Origin of the sequence: Prosthecodimorpha hirschii (assembly GCF_001305515.1) — a bacterium.
Classification (GTDB): domain Bacteria; phylum Pseudomonadota; class Alphaproteobacteria; order Rhizobiales; family Ancalomicrobiaceae; genus Prosthecodimorpha; species Prosthecodimorpha hirschii.
Window position 1 is genome coordinate 2,032,373 of the sequence record NZ_LJYW01000001.1, and the last position, 16,877, is coordinate 2,049,249.

At 69.5% G+C, this 16,877-nt stretch carries 18 protein-coding genes and 1 pseudogene; 9 read left to right on the top strand and 10 right to left on the bottom strand.

What is annotated here, in order from left to right; genetic code table 11:
• Positions 1 to 69 precede the first annotated feature (69 nt).
• Genes ABB55_RS08875 through ABB55_RS08895 form a run of 5 tightly spaced genes read right to left on the bottom strand, consistent with a single transcriptional unit; the run spans position 70 to position 4,645 of the window.
• Entirely contained in the window at positions 70 to 687 is a 618-nt protein-coding gene (locus ABB55_RS08875) for a hypothetical protein (protein WP_054358495.1), read from the bottom strand.
• Positions 684 to 1,637 (bottom strand): ABC transporter permease, encoded by a 954-nt coding sequence (locus ABB55_RS08880; protein ID WP_140942622.1) that lies wholly within the window; start codon positions 1,635 to 1,637, stop codon positions 684 to 686. The genes ABB55_RS08875 and ABB55_RS08880 overlap by 4 nt, the downstream gene beginning before the upstream one ends.
• Positions 1,637 to 2,413, bottom strand: a complete 777-nt coding sequence (locus ABB55_RS08885) for an ABC transporter ATP-binding protein (protein WP_083463475.1) — start codon at positions 2,411 to 2,413, stop codon at positions 1,637 to 1,639. Before ABB55_RS08885 ends, ABB55_RS08880 begins: the two co-directional genes overlap by 1 nt.
• 25 nt (positions 2,414 to 2,438) lie before the next feature.
• Complete coding sequence (locus ABB55_RS08890) at positions 2,439 to 3,413, bottom strand: YVTN family beta-propeller repeat protein (protein ID WP_054358496.1); 975 nt, start codon at positions 3,411 to 3,413, stop codon at positions 2,439 to 2,441.
• Positions 3,414 to 3,451: 38 nt separating this feature from the next.
• Positions 3,452 to 4,645, bottom strand: a complete 1,194-nt coding sequence (locus tag ABB55_RS08895; protein ID WP_083463476.1) for an ABC transporter substrate-binding protein — start codon at positions 4,643 to 4,645, stop codon at positions 3,452 to 3,454.
• A 219-nt stretch (positions 4,646 to 4,864) separates the two neighbouring features.
• Here ABB55_RS08895 and ABB55_RS08900 point away from each other — a divergent pair, with 219 nt between their 5' ends.
• The 9 genes from ABB55_RS08900 to ABB55_RS08940 all read left to right on the top strand — a co-directional run bounded on the left by ABB55_RS08900 (position 4,865) and on the right by ABB55_RS08940 (position 12,267).
• On the top strand, positions 4,865 to 5,404 hold the full coding sequence (locus ABB55_RS08900; protein WP_054358497.1) for a DUF3280 domain-containing protein: 540 nt from the start codon (positions 4,865 to 4,867) through the stop codon (positions 5,402 to 5,404).
• 132 nt (positions 5,405 to 5,536) lie between these two features.
• On the top strand, positions 5,537 to 6,265 hold the full coding sequence (locus ABB55_RS08905) for a (5-formylfuran-3-yl)methyl phosphate synthase (RefSeq protein WP_054358498.1): 729 nt from the start codon (positions 5,537 to 5,539) through the stop codon (positions 6,263 to 6,265).
• Complete coding sequence (locus ABB55_RS08910) at positions 6,262 to 6,915, top strand: amino acid kinase family protein (RefSeq protein WP_152981984.1); 654 nt, start codon at positions 6,262 to 6,264, stop codon at positions 6,913 to 6,915. The genes ABB55_RS08905 and ABB55_RS08910 overlap by 4 nt, the downstream gene beginning before the upstream one ends.
• Before the next feature lie 38 nt (positions 6,916 to 6,953).
• Complete coding sequence (locus ABB55_RS08915; RefSeq protein ID WP_054358499.1) at positions 6,954 to 7,520, top strand: flavoprotein; 567 nt, start codon at positions 6,954 to 6,956, stop codon at positions 7,518 to 7,520.
• A 53-nt stretch (positions 7,521 to 7,573) separates the two neighbouring features.
• The gene (locus tag ABB55_RS08920) at positions 7,574 to 9,094 is read left to right on the top strand and encodes a DUF6513 domain-containing protein (protein ID WP_244472002.1); all 1,521 of its coding nucleotides are present in this window, start codon (positions 7,574 to 7,576) and stop codon (positions 9,092 to 9,094) included.
• Positions 9,094 to 9,684 carry a DUF447 domain-containing protein gene (locus tag ABB55_RS08925; RefSeq protein WP_054358500.1) on the top strand — a complete coding sequence of 197 codons (591 nt, stop codon included), beginning with the start codon at positions 9,094 to 9,096 and terminating at the stop codon, positions 9,682 to 9,684. Before ABB55_RS08920 ends, ABB55_RS08925 begins: the two co-directional genes overlap by 1 nt.
• A gap of 82 nt (positions 9,685 to 9,766) precedes the next feature.
• A complete protein-coding gene (locus ABB55_RS08930; RefSeq protein ID WP_054358501.1) occupies positions 9,767 to 10,306 on the top strand; it encodes an SRPBCC family protein in 540 nt (179 codons plus the stop codon).
• A 104-nt stretch (positions 10,307 to 10,410) separates the two neighbouring features.
• Entirely contained in the window at positions 10,411 to 11,358 is a 948-nt protein-coding gene (locus ABB55_RS08935) for a YVTN family beta-propeller repeat protein (protein WP_054361928.1), read from the top strand.
• Positions 11,359 to 11,838: 480 nt separating this feature from the next.
• Positions 11,839 to 12,267: a MarR family winged helix-turn-helix transcriptional regulator gene (locus ABB55_RS08940; RefSeq protein WP_054358502.1), complete on the top strand. Its 429-nt coding sequence runs from the start codon at positions 11,839 to 11,841 to the stop codon at positions 12,265 to 12,267.
• Positions 12,268 to 12,621: 354 nt separating this feature from the next.
• Here the strand turns inward: ABB55_RS08940 and ABB55_RS08945 are convergent, their stop codons facing one another.
• The 5 genes and pseudogenes from ABB55_RS08945 to pqqC (ABB55_RS08970) all read right to left on the bottom strand — a co-directional run bounded on the left by ABB55_RS08945 (position 12,622) and on the right by pqqC (ABB55_RS08970) (position 16,876).
• On the bottom strand, positions 12,622 to 13,008 hold the full coding sequence (locus ABB55_RS08945) for a hypothetical protein (RefSeq protein ID WP_054358503.1): 387 nt from the start codon (positions 13,006 to 13,008) through the stop codon (positions 12,622 to 12,624).
• A complete protein-coding gene (locus ABB55_RS08950) occupies positions 12,995 to 13,732 on the bottom strand; it encodes a hypothetical protein (RefSeq protein WP_152981985.1) in 738 nt (245 codons plus the stop codon). The genes ABB55_RS08945 and ABB55_RS08950 overlap by 14 nt, the downstream gene beginning before the upstream one ends.
• Before the next feature lie 100 nt (positions 13,733 to 13,832).
• A complete protein-coding gene (gene pqqE, locus ABB55_RS08955) occupies positions 13,833 to 14,960 on the bottom strand; it encodes a pyrroloquinoline quinone biosynthesis protein PqqE (RefSeq protein WP_054358505.1) in 1,128 nt (375 codons plus the stop codon).
• A pseudogene (pqqC, locus tag ABB55_RS08965) lies at positions 14,957 to 15,978 on the bottom strand (pyrroloquinoline-quinone synthase PqqC). The gene pqqE and the pseudogene pqqC (ABB55_RS08965) overlap by 4 nt, the downstream one beginning before the upstream one ends.
• A 181-nt stretch (positions 15,979 to 16,159) precedes the next feature.
• Positions 16,160 to 16,876 carry a pyrroloquinoline-quinone synthase PqqC gene (gene pqqC / locus ABB55_RS08970; RefSeq protein WP_083464082.1) on the bottom strand — a complete coding sequence of 239 codons (717 nt, stop codon included), beginning with the start codon at positions 16,874 to 16,876 and terminating at the stop codon, positions 16,160 to 16,162.
• Between the last annotated feature and the right edge of the window lies 1 nt (position 16,877).

The window sequence follows — 16,877 nt, forward strand, 5'->3', positions numbered from 1 at the left end:
GACCTCCGTCATGCCGTTAGGGCATGTCCGCAGTCTCTACGATCCGCCGGCTGAACCGCGCGTGAACCGTCACAGCTTCTCGGCGATGATCCTGGCCAGTTCGAAGGCGCGCTGCTCCAGGAGGCCCGGCGATTCGCAGACATAGGTCAGCGACTGGTTGCGTTCGTCGAAGATGCGGATGGTCCACTTCAGCTCCTCCTCGAGCTTCGGCAGATCCTCCGGCTTGACGCCTTCGACCGGCTTGCCGGCCTTGATCAGCGCGATCTGGTCGCCCAACTGCTCGATGCGGCGGGCGAAGGCCTGCTGCTTGCGGGCGTAGCGGACGAGGCCGTTCATGACCCGGTCGCGCTCGGCATTGACGCGCTCCAGCATGCCGACGAACAGCTTCGACAGGCGCATGGCCTTGTCGCCGGGCGCCTCCGCGACCTTGGCGATGATCTTCTCGGTCTCCTCGACGGGCGTGCGGCGCGAGGCGATGGCGCGGACCGCGTCGGCGACATCCTGCTCGCTCCACCACTCCTTGGCGGTTGCCGGAATGTCCGGCCCGCCCCAGATCGCGGTCGCGGCGATCTGCGGATTGCGCACCTGGATGCAGGGCCAGTTCGGGTCCGTTCCGGCCGCCGCGGCCGGGGCAGCGAGACCCAGCGCGAGGGCGGCGGCAAGGGCGAGGCGCAGACAGGCGATCATGACGCGGCTCCTTCAGGCCCGCCGCGCCGGCCGATCAGACCGCGCGACGGATCGTAGGCGAGAATGGCGAGGCCCATGAACAGGGCGGTGGTCGTCACGACGACCAGCAGGGCGATGAAGGCCGGATGGTCGCCGGCGAAGGGATCGAGCGCATTGGCCTTGCCCATGGCGGTGAACATGGCCACGAAATCCGCCCAGGACTGCGGCGCGTCGATCTTGGCATGCAGGCCGAAGCGGATCAGCTCGACCGTGTAGGTGAAGGGATTGAGCGTGCAGATGTAATAGAGCAGCAGGCTCGATTCCTTGACGCGCCACAGCGGGTAGAGCGCCGACGAGGTGAAGAACATCGGGAAGATGATGAAGTTCATCACGCTGGCGAAATTCTCCAGCTGCTTGATCAGCGAGGAGACGAAGAGCCCGATCGAGCCGAGCATCAGGCCGGACAGGAACACCGCCGGCAACGCGACCAGATAGCCGATCGGCGGCGGCTCGACCTCCCACCAATAGGCGATGGCCAGATAGGCATAGACCTGGACCACCGCGATGGTGGTGCCGGCGACCAGTTTCGAGGCGAGCAGGTACCAGCGCGGATAGGGGCTGGTCAGCAGGATGCGCATCGACCCGACCTCGCGGTCGTAGACCATCGAGAGCGAGGACTGCATGCCGGCGAACAAGAGGATCATCGCGCAGAGGCCCGGCGTGACATAGACCTCGTAGAGCACGTAGGTCTCGTAGGGCGGGATGATCGAGACGCCGAGCACCGAGCGGAAGCCGGCGGCGAAGATGAACAGCCAGACCAGCGGCCGCACCAGGGTCGACAGAAAGCGCCCGCGCTGCAGCAGGAAGCGCAGGATCTCGCGCTTCTGGATGCCCCAGAAGCAGTGCAGGTAGCCGAACCGCGGCAGTCGGAACGGCGCCTCGGCGGCCGCGGGTGGGATGGTGCCGTGCATCAGGCGGCCTCTTCGGTCGGAGTGCCGGTGATCTTGCGGAAGGCGCCGGCAAGGCTCGGCTCGCCGGCCTGCGCACAGAGATCCGGCGTCGTGCCGCGGGCGAGCACGCGCCCCTTGTGCAGAAGCACGATCGGATCGGCCGGCCGCACCTCGTCGAAGAGATGCGTCGCCCAGAGCACGCTCAGGCCATCCTCGTCGACCAGCCGGCGCACCAGCGAGACGATATCCTGGCGGGCGGCGATGTCGAGGCCGACGGTCGGCTCGTCGAGGATGACCACGCGCGGATCGTGCAGCAGGGAGCGGGCGATCTCGACGCGCCGGGCCTGGCCGCCGGACAGGCTGCGGACCTTGTCGTTGAGCCGGTCGGCGAGCGAGAAGCGCGCCAGCAGCCGTTCGGCCCGGTGCCGGCCCTCGGCCCGCGACAGGCCATGCAGGGAGGCATGGTAGGTGAAATTCTGCAGCACCGTCAGGTCGGGGTCGAGGGTGCGCGCCTGGAACACCACGCCGAGCCGGCCGAGCGCCTCGGTCGGCCGGCGGCGCAGGTCGCTGCCCATGATCGCGATGCGGCCGGTGACGTTGTCGTAGAGCCGGGTCAGCAGCGAGAACAGCGTCGTCTTGCCGGCGCCGTTGAGGCCGAGCAGGGCCACGAAGGCGCCCTGCGGCACGCTCAGCGACACGTCGTCGAGCGCCTTGCGGGCGCCGAAGGCGTGGCTGACATGGGCGACCTCGATGGCGGGCACCACCGCGCCCGCCGTCCGACCTGCCGTTTCGATCACGCGTGGCCCTCCATCATCGGCCGGTTCACTCGGGCTTCACCCAGACGCCCCAGGGCAGTCGGCCGACCTTGATCGACTTGGTGACGCGCAGCGCGTCGACATCGATCACCGACACGTCGCCCGACGCGCCGTTGGTCGAGAACAGCATCTTCTCGTCCGGCGTGAAGGCCAACTGCCAGACGCGCTGGCCGACCAGAAGATACTTCTCGACCTCGTAGGTGTCGCCGTTGATCACCGCGACCCGGTTGGCCGGGCCGAGCGCCACGAAGACGCGCTTGCCGTTCTTGGTGATGCGGATGCCGACCGGCTGGATCGCCTCCTTGTTGAGGCCCGGAACCGAGAATTCGATCCGCTTCAGCACCTGCTTGGTCTTCGGGTCGATCACCGTGACGGTGCCGCCGACCTCCGCGGAGGTCCACAGCTTGGCGCCGTCGCTGCTGAATTCGGCGAAGCGCGGACGCGCATCGACCAGCACGTTGTCGGTGATCTTCTGGGTGGCGGCATCGATGAAGTGGATCATGTTCGTCGTTTCCGACGTGTTGATCACCGTCTTGCCGTCCGGACTGACCGCCATGCCCTCGGGCTCGACGCCCACCGGGATCTCGGTCACCTTCTTGTTGGTCTCCATGTCGACGACCGTGACGAGATTGTCGTCTTCGTTCGCCACATACATCAGCTTGCCGTCGGGCGAAAAGGCGAAGAGTTCCGGGTCTGGACCCGACGGCAGCGTGCGGGCCAGCTTGTAGTCGGTCGTGTCCCAGGCCTCGATGCGGTGATCGTCGGAGGCGCAGACGACGATATACTTGCCGTCCGGCGTGACCGCGAGGCCGCGCGGGCGGCGGCCGACCTTGAAGGTCTTGGTGACCGTCATGGTCGCGGTGTCGATCACGCTGATCGTATTGTCCTTTTCGTTGGACACATAGACCGTGTAGGCCTCGGCCGCATCGGCGGCCAGCAACGTTCCGGCGATGGCCGCGACGGCGGCGATCCGCGCCTTCATGGATGATCCTCCCGACTGTCCGGGTTTGCGCCCGGGCTTCATTTGAGCTTGCATTTGGATTCCGGCTTGTCCGTGCCGAGCGTATCGAGCGGCGTGCGCTGATGCAGGAAGCCCGGCTGCGGCGACATGGAGACCAGCGCGGCGGCCTGCGCCAACAGGATCGGCTGGCGCAACTGCCAGTCCCAATCCCGGAAGGTCAGGCCGACGCCCTTGAAGGCGGCGAGTTCGAATTCCTTGCCGCGCACGAAATCGTAGAGCGGCTTGAATTGTACCGACTTCACGCGCGGGGCGGATTCGGTGACGGTTCGGACCGCCATCCAGACGTTGAAGTCGAGCGACGTCATCGGCCGGTTGGCGAGCCGCTTGAAGCGGTTGTTCAACTGGACGGCGCCGTGCTGCTCGGCCTGGGGATGCCAGGTCGTCGCCATCAGGCCCTGCGTGCCGGCGGTCGGCCGCGGATCCCAGGTGTGATAGGCGACATAATCGCCGAACTCGCCGGCTTCGTCGGCGATCATCACCACGTCGTAGCTGAGCGCCTGGGTCAGCAGAGGCACTTCCTGCTGCGCCGTGCGGCGGCCGTCGGGCCCGAATTCCCAAAGCTTCTCGGCGATGATCTTGCCGGAGAACTTCTTCGCCGCCCGCTTGATCTGATCGAGATAGAGCTGGTCGTTCGGATGCGGACCGTAGATGACCAGCCAGTTGCGCCAGCGTTTCCAGACCAGGAACTGCGCCAGCGAATCCGTCAGCATCGACCGGGTCGGCGCGACATGCATGACGTTGTCGCGGCAATCCTCGTTGCGCAGCGATTCTTCTTCCGCCGCCGCGTTGAAGAGCAGGATGTCGCGCCCCTTCGCCGCATCGGCGATCTTCAGGACCTGGGCGGCCGGCAGGTTGAGCACGACGAACTGGTTGCCCTTGGCGACCAGTTCCTCGAAGGCGGGCAGCGGATCGTCGCCCTCGTCGATGATCGTCTCGTCGAGCCGGAAGCTCTGCCCGACCAGCCGGCCGGTGGTGTTGGAATCCTTGATCGCGAGACGGCCGCCGGCCAGTCCCAGATCCTCGGGCAGCGGGTCCTGATCGTAGATCGGCGGCGGCGGCGGACGCAGCGACAGGATGCCGACGGAAAGTTCGTCGGCACGCGCCGAGGCCGCGGTCCCGGCCCATCCGGCCATGGCGGTGCAGGCCGTCAGAAGAACGGTGCGCATCGCCGCCTGTGCGTCAATCCGGGCCATCGCGTCCTCCTCCCCATGCGTTTCCGGCATGGGACCCTAGCAGTGGGGTTCGGGCGGGCAATCCCGAATGAGATAAGAGAATCCTAAACCCACGAGCCACTTGCCGGGCCGGGACCGCGTGCTAGCTTCGCTGCCATGAGACGAAGTCAGCAAAAGCACGGATCGGCAAGCGTTTCGACGGCCGGGCGCCGCGGCGGCCTTCTGAGCCTCTTCTCAGGATTGGGTCTGGCCGGGCTGCTCCTGGGCGGATTCGACGCAGGGGCGACCGAACCGCCGCGCATCGCGGTATTCGATTTCGAACTGGCCGACGGCGGCGTCAGCGCCGATCCGACCGGCATGACCGCCATGGGGGCGGCCATGCTCCAGGGGCGCGGCCCCGACCTGGCCGACCGGCAGCGGCTGACGCTGGTCACCGCCGAATTCCGGCGGCTGGTCGCCGAAAAGGGCCAGCAGACCCTGGTCGATCTCACGCCGATGGCCGGCAAGCTCGCCGACGCCGCCCCGCTGCACAAATGCAACGGCTGCGGCACCGATCTGGCCCGGGAGGCCGGGGCCGATCTCGCCGTGTTCGGACGCGTCAAGAAGTTGACGCCCTTGCTGATTCATATCGACATCACGGTCACCGACGTGGCCGCCGACCGCCCGGTGCGCACCATGAGCGTCGACGTGAACGGCGACACCGACGAGAGCTGGACCCGGGGCGTGCGCTGGCTGTTCCGCAACCGCTTCGCCGATCCGCCGCTGCCCCTGTTGCCCTGAACGGGACCGGTCGCCCTGAACGCGGCCGGTCGCCCTGAACGCGGCCGAATGTCCGGCCGTGCGCAGCTTCCCGGGCGCGGGCCGAGGCGCTAGTTTGACGCGCCGATCCCACCAGCCGCCGGAACCTCCGCCATGCCGAACCTGCTCGTCAGCGTCGCCGATCCGGCCGAGGCCGTCCGCGCGGCGGCGGCCGGGGCGGATCTGATCGACGCCAAGGACCCGACCGCCGGTGCGCTCGGCGCGCTGCCGGTCGAGACCATCCGGGCGATCCGGGAGGCCGTCGGCCGATCCCGGACGGTCACCGCCGTGATCGGCGATCTGATTGATTCGGCTGGCGTTCTCGATGCGGCCGAGCGGGTGGCGGCGACCGGGGTCGACATGGTCAAGGTCGGCCTCTTCCCTGGACCGGACCGCGCCGGCCTGGTGGCCGAGCTGGGTCGCCGGCTCGGGTCGCGCACAAGGCTGGTCGGGGTTCTGATCGCCGACCGCGCCCCCGATCTCGCCCTGGTGCCGGCCGCTGCCGCGGCTGGCTTCGCCGGCATCATGATGGATACCGAGGGCAAGGCCGGCGGCCTCCTGTCCGCGACCGGTCCGGCCGAGCGCGCCGCCTTCGTGGCCCTGGCGCGCCGGCACGGGCTGATGGTCGGCCTGGCCGGATCGCTGCGCATAGCCGACATCGCCGGCCTGGCCGCCCTCGGGCCGGACCTCCTCGGCTTCCGCGGCGGGCTGTGCGAGGACTTCGACCGGCGCCGGCCGCTGGTCATGGACCGGGTCGCCGAGGCCGCCGCCGCCTGCCGGGCGGCCGGGTCGGGGCGGCGCCTCGTCGGATCGCCCCCGGCCGCGCTCGGCCTGACCGCGTGAGGGCCGGCGCGCCGGTCGTCGTCAAGCTTGGCGGCAGCCTGATGGCGGGTGCCGATCTCGACGCGCTGCTCGACCGGGTGATCGACGCCGTCCGCCCGGTCGTCATCGTCTGCGGCGGGGGGATGTTTGCCGACGCGGTCCGCGCCGCGCAAGGCCGGCTCGGCTTCTCGGACGGGCTCGCCCATCGCCTCGCGCTCGATGCCATGAGCCAGTTCGCCGCCGTGATCGCGGAGCGCCGGCCGCAGCTGGCGCTGTGCAATTCTCTGCAAGCCATTGCCATGGCATTCGAACGCAATCGACAGGCTTTGTGGCATCCGGTCGCGCTCCGCGACGGTCATCCGGCCATCCCGGAGACCTGGGCGGTGACCTCCGACAGCCTCGCCCTGTTCGTCGCCCGGGAGATCGCCGCCGCCGCGGTGATCCTGGTCAAGTCCGCCGACCCGGCGGCGGCCGCCGCCACCGCGCAACCCGACGGGAGCGGCCCGGCCGTGCTGCGGCTCGTCGCCGCCGGCCATCTCGATGCGGCCTTTCCGGCTTTCCTGGCCGGCGGTTCCGGTATAGTCCGCATCCTCGGGCCTGCCGACCATGACAGGCTGGGCGCTGCGATCGCGGCGCCGGAGAGCGATATCGGCTTCGACCCGCTCGGCTGACCGGGCGGGCCGGATCGGATGGCAAAGAGGATGCGCGTGTGGCCAAGACCGTCGTGACACCCCGCCTCGGCTGGGCCCTGACCGGCTCCGGGCATTATTTCGTCGAATGCCTGACGCTGATGCGCAAGGTTCCGCATCTCGATCTCTTCGTCACCAAGGCGGCGGCGGAAGTGATCCGAATGTACAAGAAGGAGTTCGAGCTCCTGCCCGAGGACACCCGCATCTTCAAGGACACGACCGCCAGCGCCGCGCCGGTCGGGAACTTCTACAAGGGCCAGTATTTCGGCCTGATCGTCGCGCCGGCGACCTCCAATACGGTCGCCAAGGCGGTGCACGGCATCTCCGATACGCTGGCCACCAACGTCTATGCCCAGGCCGGCAAGTGCCGCGTGCCCTCGGTGGTGTTCGCCTGCGACACCGCGCCGGAGATGGACACCGAGGCGCCGTCGGGCTGGGTCAAGGTCTATCCGCGCCGGATCGACCTGCAGAATACCGAGGCGCTGAAATCCTTCGAATATACCGACGTGGTCGAGACCCTGCCGGAGCTCGAAGCCGCGCTCGACCGCATGCTCGCCGCCGCCGGCCAGAGCCCGGTCGCGGCCTGACCCTCCCGGCCGCGCGCGGCCGCGCCGACCGCCCCAGCCCGAACCGGAAGACGATGCCCGACGCCCCCGCCCAAACCCCATCGTCCCAGGACCGGATCGTGCTGCTGACCGGCCATCTGGCGCGAGCCCGGGTCGAGGCGGTGATGGCCGAGATCGGCGGGCGCGGACAGGACGGGCGGACCTTCCAGTGGAAGGTGATCGATGCCGGCGTGAAGGTCGCCGCGCTGATGACCGAGGAGATCATCCGCCGCCGGGTGAGCCTGCCGGAGGGCGCCACGATGGTGGTAGTGCCGGGCCGCTGCCGGGCCGATCTCGACGCCCTGTCGGCCCATTTCGGCGTGCCGGTGCGGCGCGGGCCGGACGAGGTGGTCGACCTGCCGGCCTTCTTCGGCCGCGGCGCCGCGGTGCCGGATCTGTCGGGCCATGACCTCCGGATCTTCGCCGAGATCGTCGATGCGCCGGATCTGCCGGTCGAGGCCGTGCTCGCCAAGGCGCTCGGGCTCGCCGCCCAGGGTGCGGACGTGATCGATCTCGGCTGCCTGCCGGATACGCCCTTCCCGCATCTCGCCGACTGCGTGCGCGCCCTGAAGGCCGCGGGCTTGCGCGTCTCGGTCGACAGCGCCGATGTCGGCGAACTCAGGATCGGCGCCGAGGCCGGCTGCGACTTCCTCCTGTCGCTCAACGAGGACACGCTCGATCTCGCCCGCGCGGTTGCCGCCGTGCCGGTGCTGGTGCCGGCCCGCCCGCACGATCTCGACAGCCTGATCCGCGCCTGCCGGCGGATGGACGATTGGGGCCTGCCCTATCTGGCCGACCCGATCCTCGACCCGATCCATTTCGGCTTCACCGATTCGATCGTCCGCTACCATGCCTTCCGCAAGGCCATGCCGGCGGCCGAGATGCTGATGGGCACCGGCAACCTGACCGAACTGACCGAGGCCGACACGACCGGCATCACCATGACGCTGCTCGGCATCGCCTCCGAACTGGCGATCCGCAACGTGCTGGTGGTCCAGGTCAGCCCGCATACCCGGCGCACCATCGCCGAACACGATGCCGCCCGCCGCATCCTGCACGCCGCCCGACGCGACGGCGCCCTGCCCAAGGGCTATTCCGGCGCGCTCTCCGCCCTGCACGACCGCAAGCCCTACGCCAACAGCGCCGCCGGCGTCGCGGCGGCGGCCGCGGCGGTGCGCGACCGCAATTTCCGCATCGAGGTGGTCGAGGACGGCATCCATGTCTACAATCGGGACGTGCATGCGGTGCATACCGAGGCGCTGCCCTTCTTCCCGGATCTGGGGGTCGAGACCGACGGCGGCCATGCCTTCTATCTCGGCACCGAGCTCGCCAAGGCGGAAACCGCATGGCGGCTCGGCAAGCGCTATGCGCAGGACGAACCCCTCGACTGGGGCGCGGCATGGGACCGCAAGGCGGAGGACTTGACCCGTCTGAAGGACGCGGGCCACACCTTGGCGACCCGCCGGCAGAAGGCGGCGCCGGACGCGACCGCCGACGCAACCGACCCGGATGCCGAGGGTGCCGGCCCTGCCGATGCCGGAGGAGACGCCGACTGATGCCCTTCATCCTGGAGACGGTGGTGGCGACGCGAAACCCCGACGGCAGCCATCATGTGGCGCCCTACGGGCTGATCCGCGACGACGCCGGATGGATTCTGGCGCCGTTCCGGCCGTCCCCGGCGATCGACAACCTGCACCGGCACCCCTTCGCGGTCGCCTCCGGGCCGACCGACATGCGCGTCGTCGCCGGCCATGTCACGGGGCGGCGCGACTGGCCGCTGGTCCCCGCCGACCGGGTCGAGGGCGTGCGGCTGGCCGACTGCTTCGGCCATATCGAACTCGCGGTGGTCGATTTCACCGACGACGCGACCCGGCCGCGCTTCCGCTGCCGGGTCGTGCACGAGGCCGCGCATCGCCCCTTCTCGGGCTTCAACCGCGCCCAGGCCGCGGTGCTCGAGGCCGCCATCCTGTCGACCCGGCTCGGCATGCTGCCGCGCGACAAGGTCGAGACCGAGATGGCCTATCTGGAGATCGCCGTCTCCAAGACGGCCGGCCCGGCCGAACGCGAGGCCTGGGACTGGATCCGGCAGAAGATCGAGGGGCATTTCGCCGCACCTCTGGCCGCCACGGATGCGAGTACCCATTAGCTCACGACACGACCGGCGGCCCGCCCCGGTCCCTTAAGAAATCAGCCGGCGGTGTACCGACCGGTTCGCAGGAGAGGAAACGATGAAGCACTGGACCCTCACCGCCGTCGCGGCTGCCGCCGTGGCGCTCGTCGCCGCCACGGCCGATGCCCATGGCCCGACCCGCCAGAAGGTGACCGAGACCATCGAGATCAACGCGCCCGCCGCCAAGGTCTGGGCCGTGATCGGCAATTTCCAGGACATGAGCTGGCACCCGGCCGTCGTGAAGGGCGAGGGCAAGGGCGGCAACGACGTCAATGCCACCCGCACGCTGACCCTGCAGGGCGGCGCCGTCATCCCCGAGGAGACGCTCGAGAAATACGACGCCGCCGGGATGAACTACAGCTACCGGATCACCAAGGAGGACGTGAAGGTCCTGCCCGTGACCAACTACACCTCGCGCATCGCCGTGACCGAAGAGGGCGGCAAGGCCAAGGTGGAATGGCGCGGCGCCTTCTATCGCGGCTTCCCGAACAACGATCCGCCGCCGGAGCTGAGCGACGAAGCCGCCATCAAGGCGATCAAGGGCGTCTATTCCTCCGGCCTCGAAGCCCTGAAGAAGAAGGTCGAGAGCGGCAGCTGAGCGTGCCCGGCGCCGACAGGACCCGACGGCCGGCGGGCTGGCTCCGCCGGTCTTCCATCTGGGCTCTGACCCCCGCCCTGCCGGCGCGCCCGGCGGCGGCGGTGGTGTTGGTGCTCGGCCTGCTGACCGTCGTGGCGGGTCCCCCGGCCGGGCCGGCGGTGGCCGACGAGGCCTTCGTCACCAACCAGGGCTCCGACGACCTGACCGTCGTCGATCTCGATCGGATGGCGCCGGTCGCCACGATCGCGATCGGCGGCAAGCCGGCCGGCATCGCGGTCTCGCGCGACGGCCGGCGGGCCTATGTGACCAGCCCGGACTCCAAGACGCTGACGGTGATCGACGCGGAGACGCGCGCGATCGTGAAGCGGATCGCTCTCACCGGCGGCCCGCTCGGCCTCGCCGTGCACCCTTCCGGCCACCCGGTCTATGTCGCCGACTGGTATGCCCACCGGCTCCTGGTGGTCGACCCGGAGGCCGGAAGCGTGACCGCGCAGGTGACGGTCGGCGAGAGCCCGTCCGGCATCGCGCCGACCCCGGACGGCAGTCTGGTGCTGACCGCGGACCGGGATTCCAACCAGATCTCGATCATCGATGCCGCGAGCCTGACGGTGGTGGCCGTGGTGCCGGTCGGCACGCGGCCCTTCGGGGTCACGGTCTCGGCCGACGGCCGGCGCGCCTATACGGCCAATGTCGGCTCCAACGACGTCTCGGTGATCGACCTCGCCGCACGGCGCGAGATCGGCCGCGTTCCGGTCGGCAACACGCCCTATGCGGTCGCACTCGCCGGCTCCCGCGCCTTCGTCACCGACCAGCATGCCGACACGATCACGGTCTTCGACACCGCGAGCCTCGCCCCGGTGGCGACACTCGCCTATGGCGGCGAATACCCGGAGGGCATCGCCGCCACCCCCGACGGCCGCCGCATCCTGGTCGCCGACTGGTTCTCCAACACCCTGTCGGCGATCGACGCCGCCACGCTGAAAACCCTCGGCACCGCCAAGGTCGGCGACGGCCCCCGCGCCTTCGGCGATTTCATCCGCCGAACACGGTGAACCGGTCCGCAAGACCCGTTTGGACCCGACATCGAAGGGGCGTCTTTTCTCTTTCAGCAAGGGGGAAGGGGAAGGAGCCGGGAGATCGTGCGGCCGGATGCCGCGTCACGCCGATGAGGCGACCCGTTTCCCGCCGCAAGCAGACACCGGGAAGGAGGCAGCAGATCTCGCGGGCCGCTTCCGCATTGCGTCAGAGGCGTATCCCTTCTCCCCACAAGGGGGGAGAAGGTGCCCGAAGGGCGGATGAGGGGGCGGTCCCGCGGCAATTTGCCGAACAGTCGGTTCGCGCCGCAGGATATCCCGAGCCGAACCGAAAAGCGCGCCCGGTTTTCCACATCCAGGCCCCCTCATCCGCCCTTCGGGCACCTTCTCCCCCTTGGCAGGGGGCGCAGGGGAAGGAGCCGGGAGATCATGCGGCTGGCTTCGGCATTTCGCCGATGAGGCGACCCGTCATTCCATTGTGCGCTATAGGATGGCGCCATGGATACGCCGCCGCGGCTTGAGGATCAGATTTGTTTCGCGCTCTATGGGGCGCTGCAGGCCATGACGCGGGCCTACAAGCCGCTTCTGGAGCCGCTCGGGCTGACCTATCCGCAGTATCTGGTGATGCTGGTTTTGTGGGAACGCGACGGGCTCTCGGTCGGCGAGATCGGCGACCGTCTCGGGCTCGATTCGGGCACGCTGACCCCGCTTCTGAAGCGGCTGGAAGGCGCCGGCTATCTGAAGCGCAGCCGCGACAAGGCCGACGAGCGCGTCGTGCGCGTGGTGCTGAGCCCGGCAGGCGACGCCCTGCGCGGGCCGGCCGCGGACGCGGTCCGGGCGATCGGCTGCCTGATCGGGCAGCCCGCCGGCGACCTCGCGGCGCTGCGCGACGGCATCAAAGCCCTGAAGGCCAGCCTGTCGAAGTGACCCTCTCGGCGCCGCTGGCGCATTTCGGCGCCGTTGGCGCATTTCGGCGCCGTTGGCGCATTTCGGCGCCGCTGGCGCATTTCGGCGCCGCTGGCGCATTCCGGCGCCGCTGGCGCGGATTGCGGTCCGCGAGACCATGCGCCGTGCGCGGTTCGATCCGTCCGCGGGGGGCCGTCAACTTCCGGCGGCCTGCCCCGGGCCACGGCAGGTGCCCAATCCCCTCGGCAACCGCCTTCACCCCCGGCTCCGCACGCCCCGGGCCTCCTCGGTGACGGCTGCCCCTGCCCCCGCGTCCGTCCGACCGACGGCGCCCCCCCGGAGTCCCCGTCCGGGCGGGACGGCACTGCGGCGGCCTTACGGGAAGCAGCGCATTTCGGCTTCGGCCTGGGCGCGGCGGAGATCCGCGATGGTCTCGTCCATGGCGGTGTTGGAGCGGAAGGTCGAGGCGGCCTGGCCGACGCCCTGGCGCATCATCAGGATGGTCTCGGCCTGCTCGTACTTGTCGTAGGGCAGGATCGAGGCGACCACGTCGACCGAGCAGGAGCAGCGCATCAGCGCGTCGCGGGTCTGCCCGTTGGCGGCCATGCAGCCGAACACGTAGTCGGCGCGCGCGGCGGTCGGGAAGTCGTTGAGGGTGCCGGGGTCGACCCCGTTCTGCGCCAGCGCCGGCCCGGACAGGGCGAGCGCGGCGACCAGCGCGAACAGGGCCGTGCCGGCCCGGCGGCGATCAGTTCTCGACATAGCGGGTGACCTCCTCGACCAGCGGGGCGCCGCCGTCGGGGGCGGGCGTCGTGATCCGGATCTCGTAGATGACGCCCGGGACCTCGGGCGAGACCGTGAAGCGGTAGACGGTTTCCGAGAAGGCGGCCATGCGGGCCTTCTGGGGATCGTTGACATAGGGCCTGACGGTGAACTGGGTGCCGTCGACCTCGCCGGTGCCGAGCTTGACCTTGACCGGCTCGGCGCTGGCGGCCTCGCGCATTCCGGTCCGGATCGCGTTCTTGAAGTAGCGCGGATTGCCGCCGAGCAGCTTGGCGAAATCGCCGAGATGCAGTTCCAGCATCAGGATCGCGGTCGGATTGAAGGCGACATTGTCGAACGGGCCGGCGGCGCGATGCTGCGGCCCCTTGAACAGCGTCACGATCACGTTGCGCTTGGTCGCGGCCTCGCCCGGCTCCAGCGTCAGCTCGACCACGTCCTTGAAGCCCGGCTTGACCTTGTCGGGATCGCGGACGCTGCGCTCGAAGCTGTATTTCAGGACCGTCCCGGGCGCTGCCTTCAGATAGTGCTCGCCCTCGAACAGGATTTCGCCGACATCGGCCTTGGTGGCGGCGGCCTTGGTGGCGGTGGCGGGGGCCGCCGGCCCGGCCGCCTCGGCCACTGAAACAAAGGCGCCGGGCACGACGGCGGCGAGAGCGATCGCGAAGGCCGCGGCCGCAACGGCACGCTTTCCGAATTCCATCATCGACAAGGGTCATCTCCTCCCGAGACTGTCCTGCCCTAAGCCCGCGCCGGTTCTTTGCCTGTCGGCGTCGGGCCGGAGCCAAGTCCGGACCGGGATGCCGTCATTCTACCGGTTCGCGGGCCCGGGCCGTCATTTCCCGATATTGATAGGGCGGCGGTGTGGCTGTCACTGCCTCCGCCTCGGCGAGAGCCACGATTTTGTGGTGCAGCGGCGATTTGTGGCAGGCCGGATCGGTCGCCGCGGCGTCGCCGGCGAGCGCCAGCGCCTGGCAGCGGCAGCCGCCCCAGTCGATCTCGGCCCGCTCGCAGGTCCGGCACAGATCGGGCATCCAGTCGGTGCCGCGATAGGCCGTGAAGGCCGGCGAGAACAGCCAGATGTCGCGCAGCGAATGCTCGCGCACGTTCCAGAATTCCAGATGCGGGATGGTCTCGGCGGCATGGCAGGGCAGCGCCTTGCCGGACGGCGCGACATTGATCGACCGGCGCCCCCAGCCGCCCGAGCAGGCCTTGGGATATTTCGCGTAATAGTCCGGGATGACCATGTCGATGACCAGCGTGCCTTCCAGGCGCGTGCGGGCCGCCTCGACGATCGCGATCGCCCGGTCGACATCGGGCTTGGCCGGCATCAGCGCGGCGCGGTTGGCGTAGGCCCAGCCGTAATACTGGGTGTGGGCGACCTCGAGCCGCTTCGCCCCCATGGCGACGGCGAGACCGACCAGGTCGCCGACCTGGTGGATGTTGCCGCGATGGATGACGGCGTTGAGGGTCAGCGGCAGGCCCGCATCGACGACCCAGCGGCCGACCTCGCGCTTCTTCTCGTAGGCGCCGCGGTAGCCTGCGACATGATCGTTGACCGCCCCGTCCGCGCCCTGGATGGAGAGCTGGACGTGATCGAGGCCGGCATCGACCAGCCTGGTCAGCAGGTCCTGCGAGACGCCGACGCCGGAGGTGATCAGGTTGGAATAGATACCGACCTCGGCGCAGTGGCGGGTCAGCTCGACGATGTCGCGCCGGGCGGTCGGCTCGCCGCCGGACAGATGGGTGTGCAGCACGCCGAGCGCGGCGGCTTCGGTGAAGACCCGCTTCCAGGTCTCGGTGTCGAGTTCGACCGAGCGCCGGTCCAGCTCCATCGGATTGGAGCAATAGGGACATTTCAGCGGGCAGCGATGGGTCAGCTCGGCGAGCAGGCCGAGCGGCGCCGGGACGGAGACGGGCCGCGGTGCGTTCATAGCTCCAGCACCCTCTTGTTGGCGAGATCGACCAGCATGGCGCGGATGTCGGCATCGACGACCGACGGCGCCTCGTTGTAGGCGGCGGCGGTTTCGGCGATCACGGTCGCCAGCGTGCGTTCGCCGTCGCAGAGCTTCAGGATGCCGGCCGCCGCCTCGTCGATCTGGAAGGCGCGTTCCGGGGCGAGCAGCATCCAGCTGTTGCGCACCTGGTCGAAACGCAGCTTCACCCCGCGCGGCAGGCGCGGCACGGCCTCGTCGGTGGCGGCATCGGCTTTCATCGGGTCTCCTCGTCCGGGTTCCAGGCCCCCGGCGGCGGCAGCTTCGGATCGACATAGGCGAAATGCAGCGCGTCGAGCTGCGACCAGAGCACGTCGCACTTGAAGCGCATGGCGGCGATCGCCAGGGCCTGCGTCTCGGCCGTGACCGCATGGGTCTTGACATAGGCGAGCGCGAAGTCGGCATCGCGGTTCACCCGGGCCAGCCGCTCGTCGAAATAGGCGAGCGTCCGGCGGGCGATGAAGTCGTAGGAGGCGAGCATGCCGGACATGCGCTCCGAGACCACGGTCGCCGAGAACAGCTCGGTCAGCGAGGAGGCGACGGCCTCCAGCGGCGTGCGCTCGCGGACGAATTGCAGATAGGCGTCGACGGCGAAGCGGGTCGCCGGCAGCACGCCCTCGAAGGCCAGCACCTTGGCGCGATCGAGGCCGAGGCCGTCGGTCAGCCGCAGCCAGCGGTCGAGCCCGCTCTCGCCCTCGCCCTCGCCGTCCTGCTCGACGATGCGCCGGCGCCAGGAGCGGCGATCGGCCGGATCGGCGAGGCGGGACAGCACCAGCGCGTCCTTCACCGGGATCATCGCCTGATAGTAGGTGCGGTTGAGCGCCCAGGCGGTGACCTGCGCCCGGTCCAGCCGGCCGGCGCTGAGCAGGCGGTGGAACGGGTGCAGGTGATAGTAGCGCCGCGCGGCGACCTGGCGGAGTTCCGCCTCCAGGTCTGCGGGACTGAGAATCCGGGCCATGCGATCACTCCCCTGCGCTCGGCTTGCGCGCCGAGTGATAGCACGGGGCACCCATCGCGGGGTCGGCACCCGGCGCCGGGCCGCCCCGCGCCGAACCGCCCCCGATCGGCCGCCCACGGTCCGGGACCGGCAGGGCTCGACGGGACGGCTGGCGGACGCGACCGGCGGCATGGCGGAGGCCTCAGGTGGCGCGGAACACGCCGGGCGGCGGCATGCCCGGATCGACATAGGCGAAGTAGAGCGCGTCGAGCTGCGACCAGAGCACCTCGGTCTTGAAGGTCAGGGCGGCGATCACGGCCTCCTGCTGGTCCGGGGTGCGCGCGTTCTTCTTGACGTAGTCGAGCGCGAAATCGGCGTCCTTCGGCGCCTGGTCGAGCCGGCGGCGGAAATAGGCGATCACCTTCTCGTCGATGAAGTCGTAGTTCTCCAGCATGCCGGAGATGCGCTCCTTGTGGATGCCGGGCGCGAACAGTTCGGTCAGCGACGACGCCACGGCTTCGAGCAGCGGCTTGTCGCGGGTGAAGTGGACATAGGCTTCGACCGCGAACTTGGTCGCCGGCAGCGCGCCGCGCTTGGAGACGACATAGTCCCGGTCGAGACCGAGGCCGTCGGTCAGCACGAGCCAGCGCTCGATGCCGCCGGGATCCTCGCCCGTGCCGTCATGGTCGGTGATCCGATGGATCCATTCGCGGCGCAGGTCGCGGTCGTCGCAGCGCGACATCAGCGCCGCGTCCTTGCGCGGGATGGCCGACTGGTAGCAGTAGCGGTTCAGCGCCCAGGCCTGCACCTGCCCCTTGTTGAGCTTGCCGCCGTGCAGCAGGTGATGGAACGGATGCAGGTTGTGATAGCGCTCGGCGCCCACCTTGCGCAGGGCGGCTTCCAATTCGTCGGGGGTCATC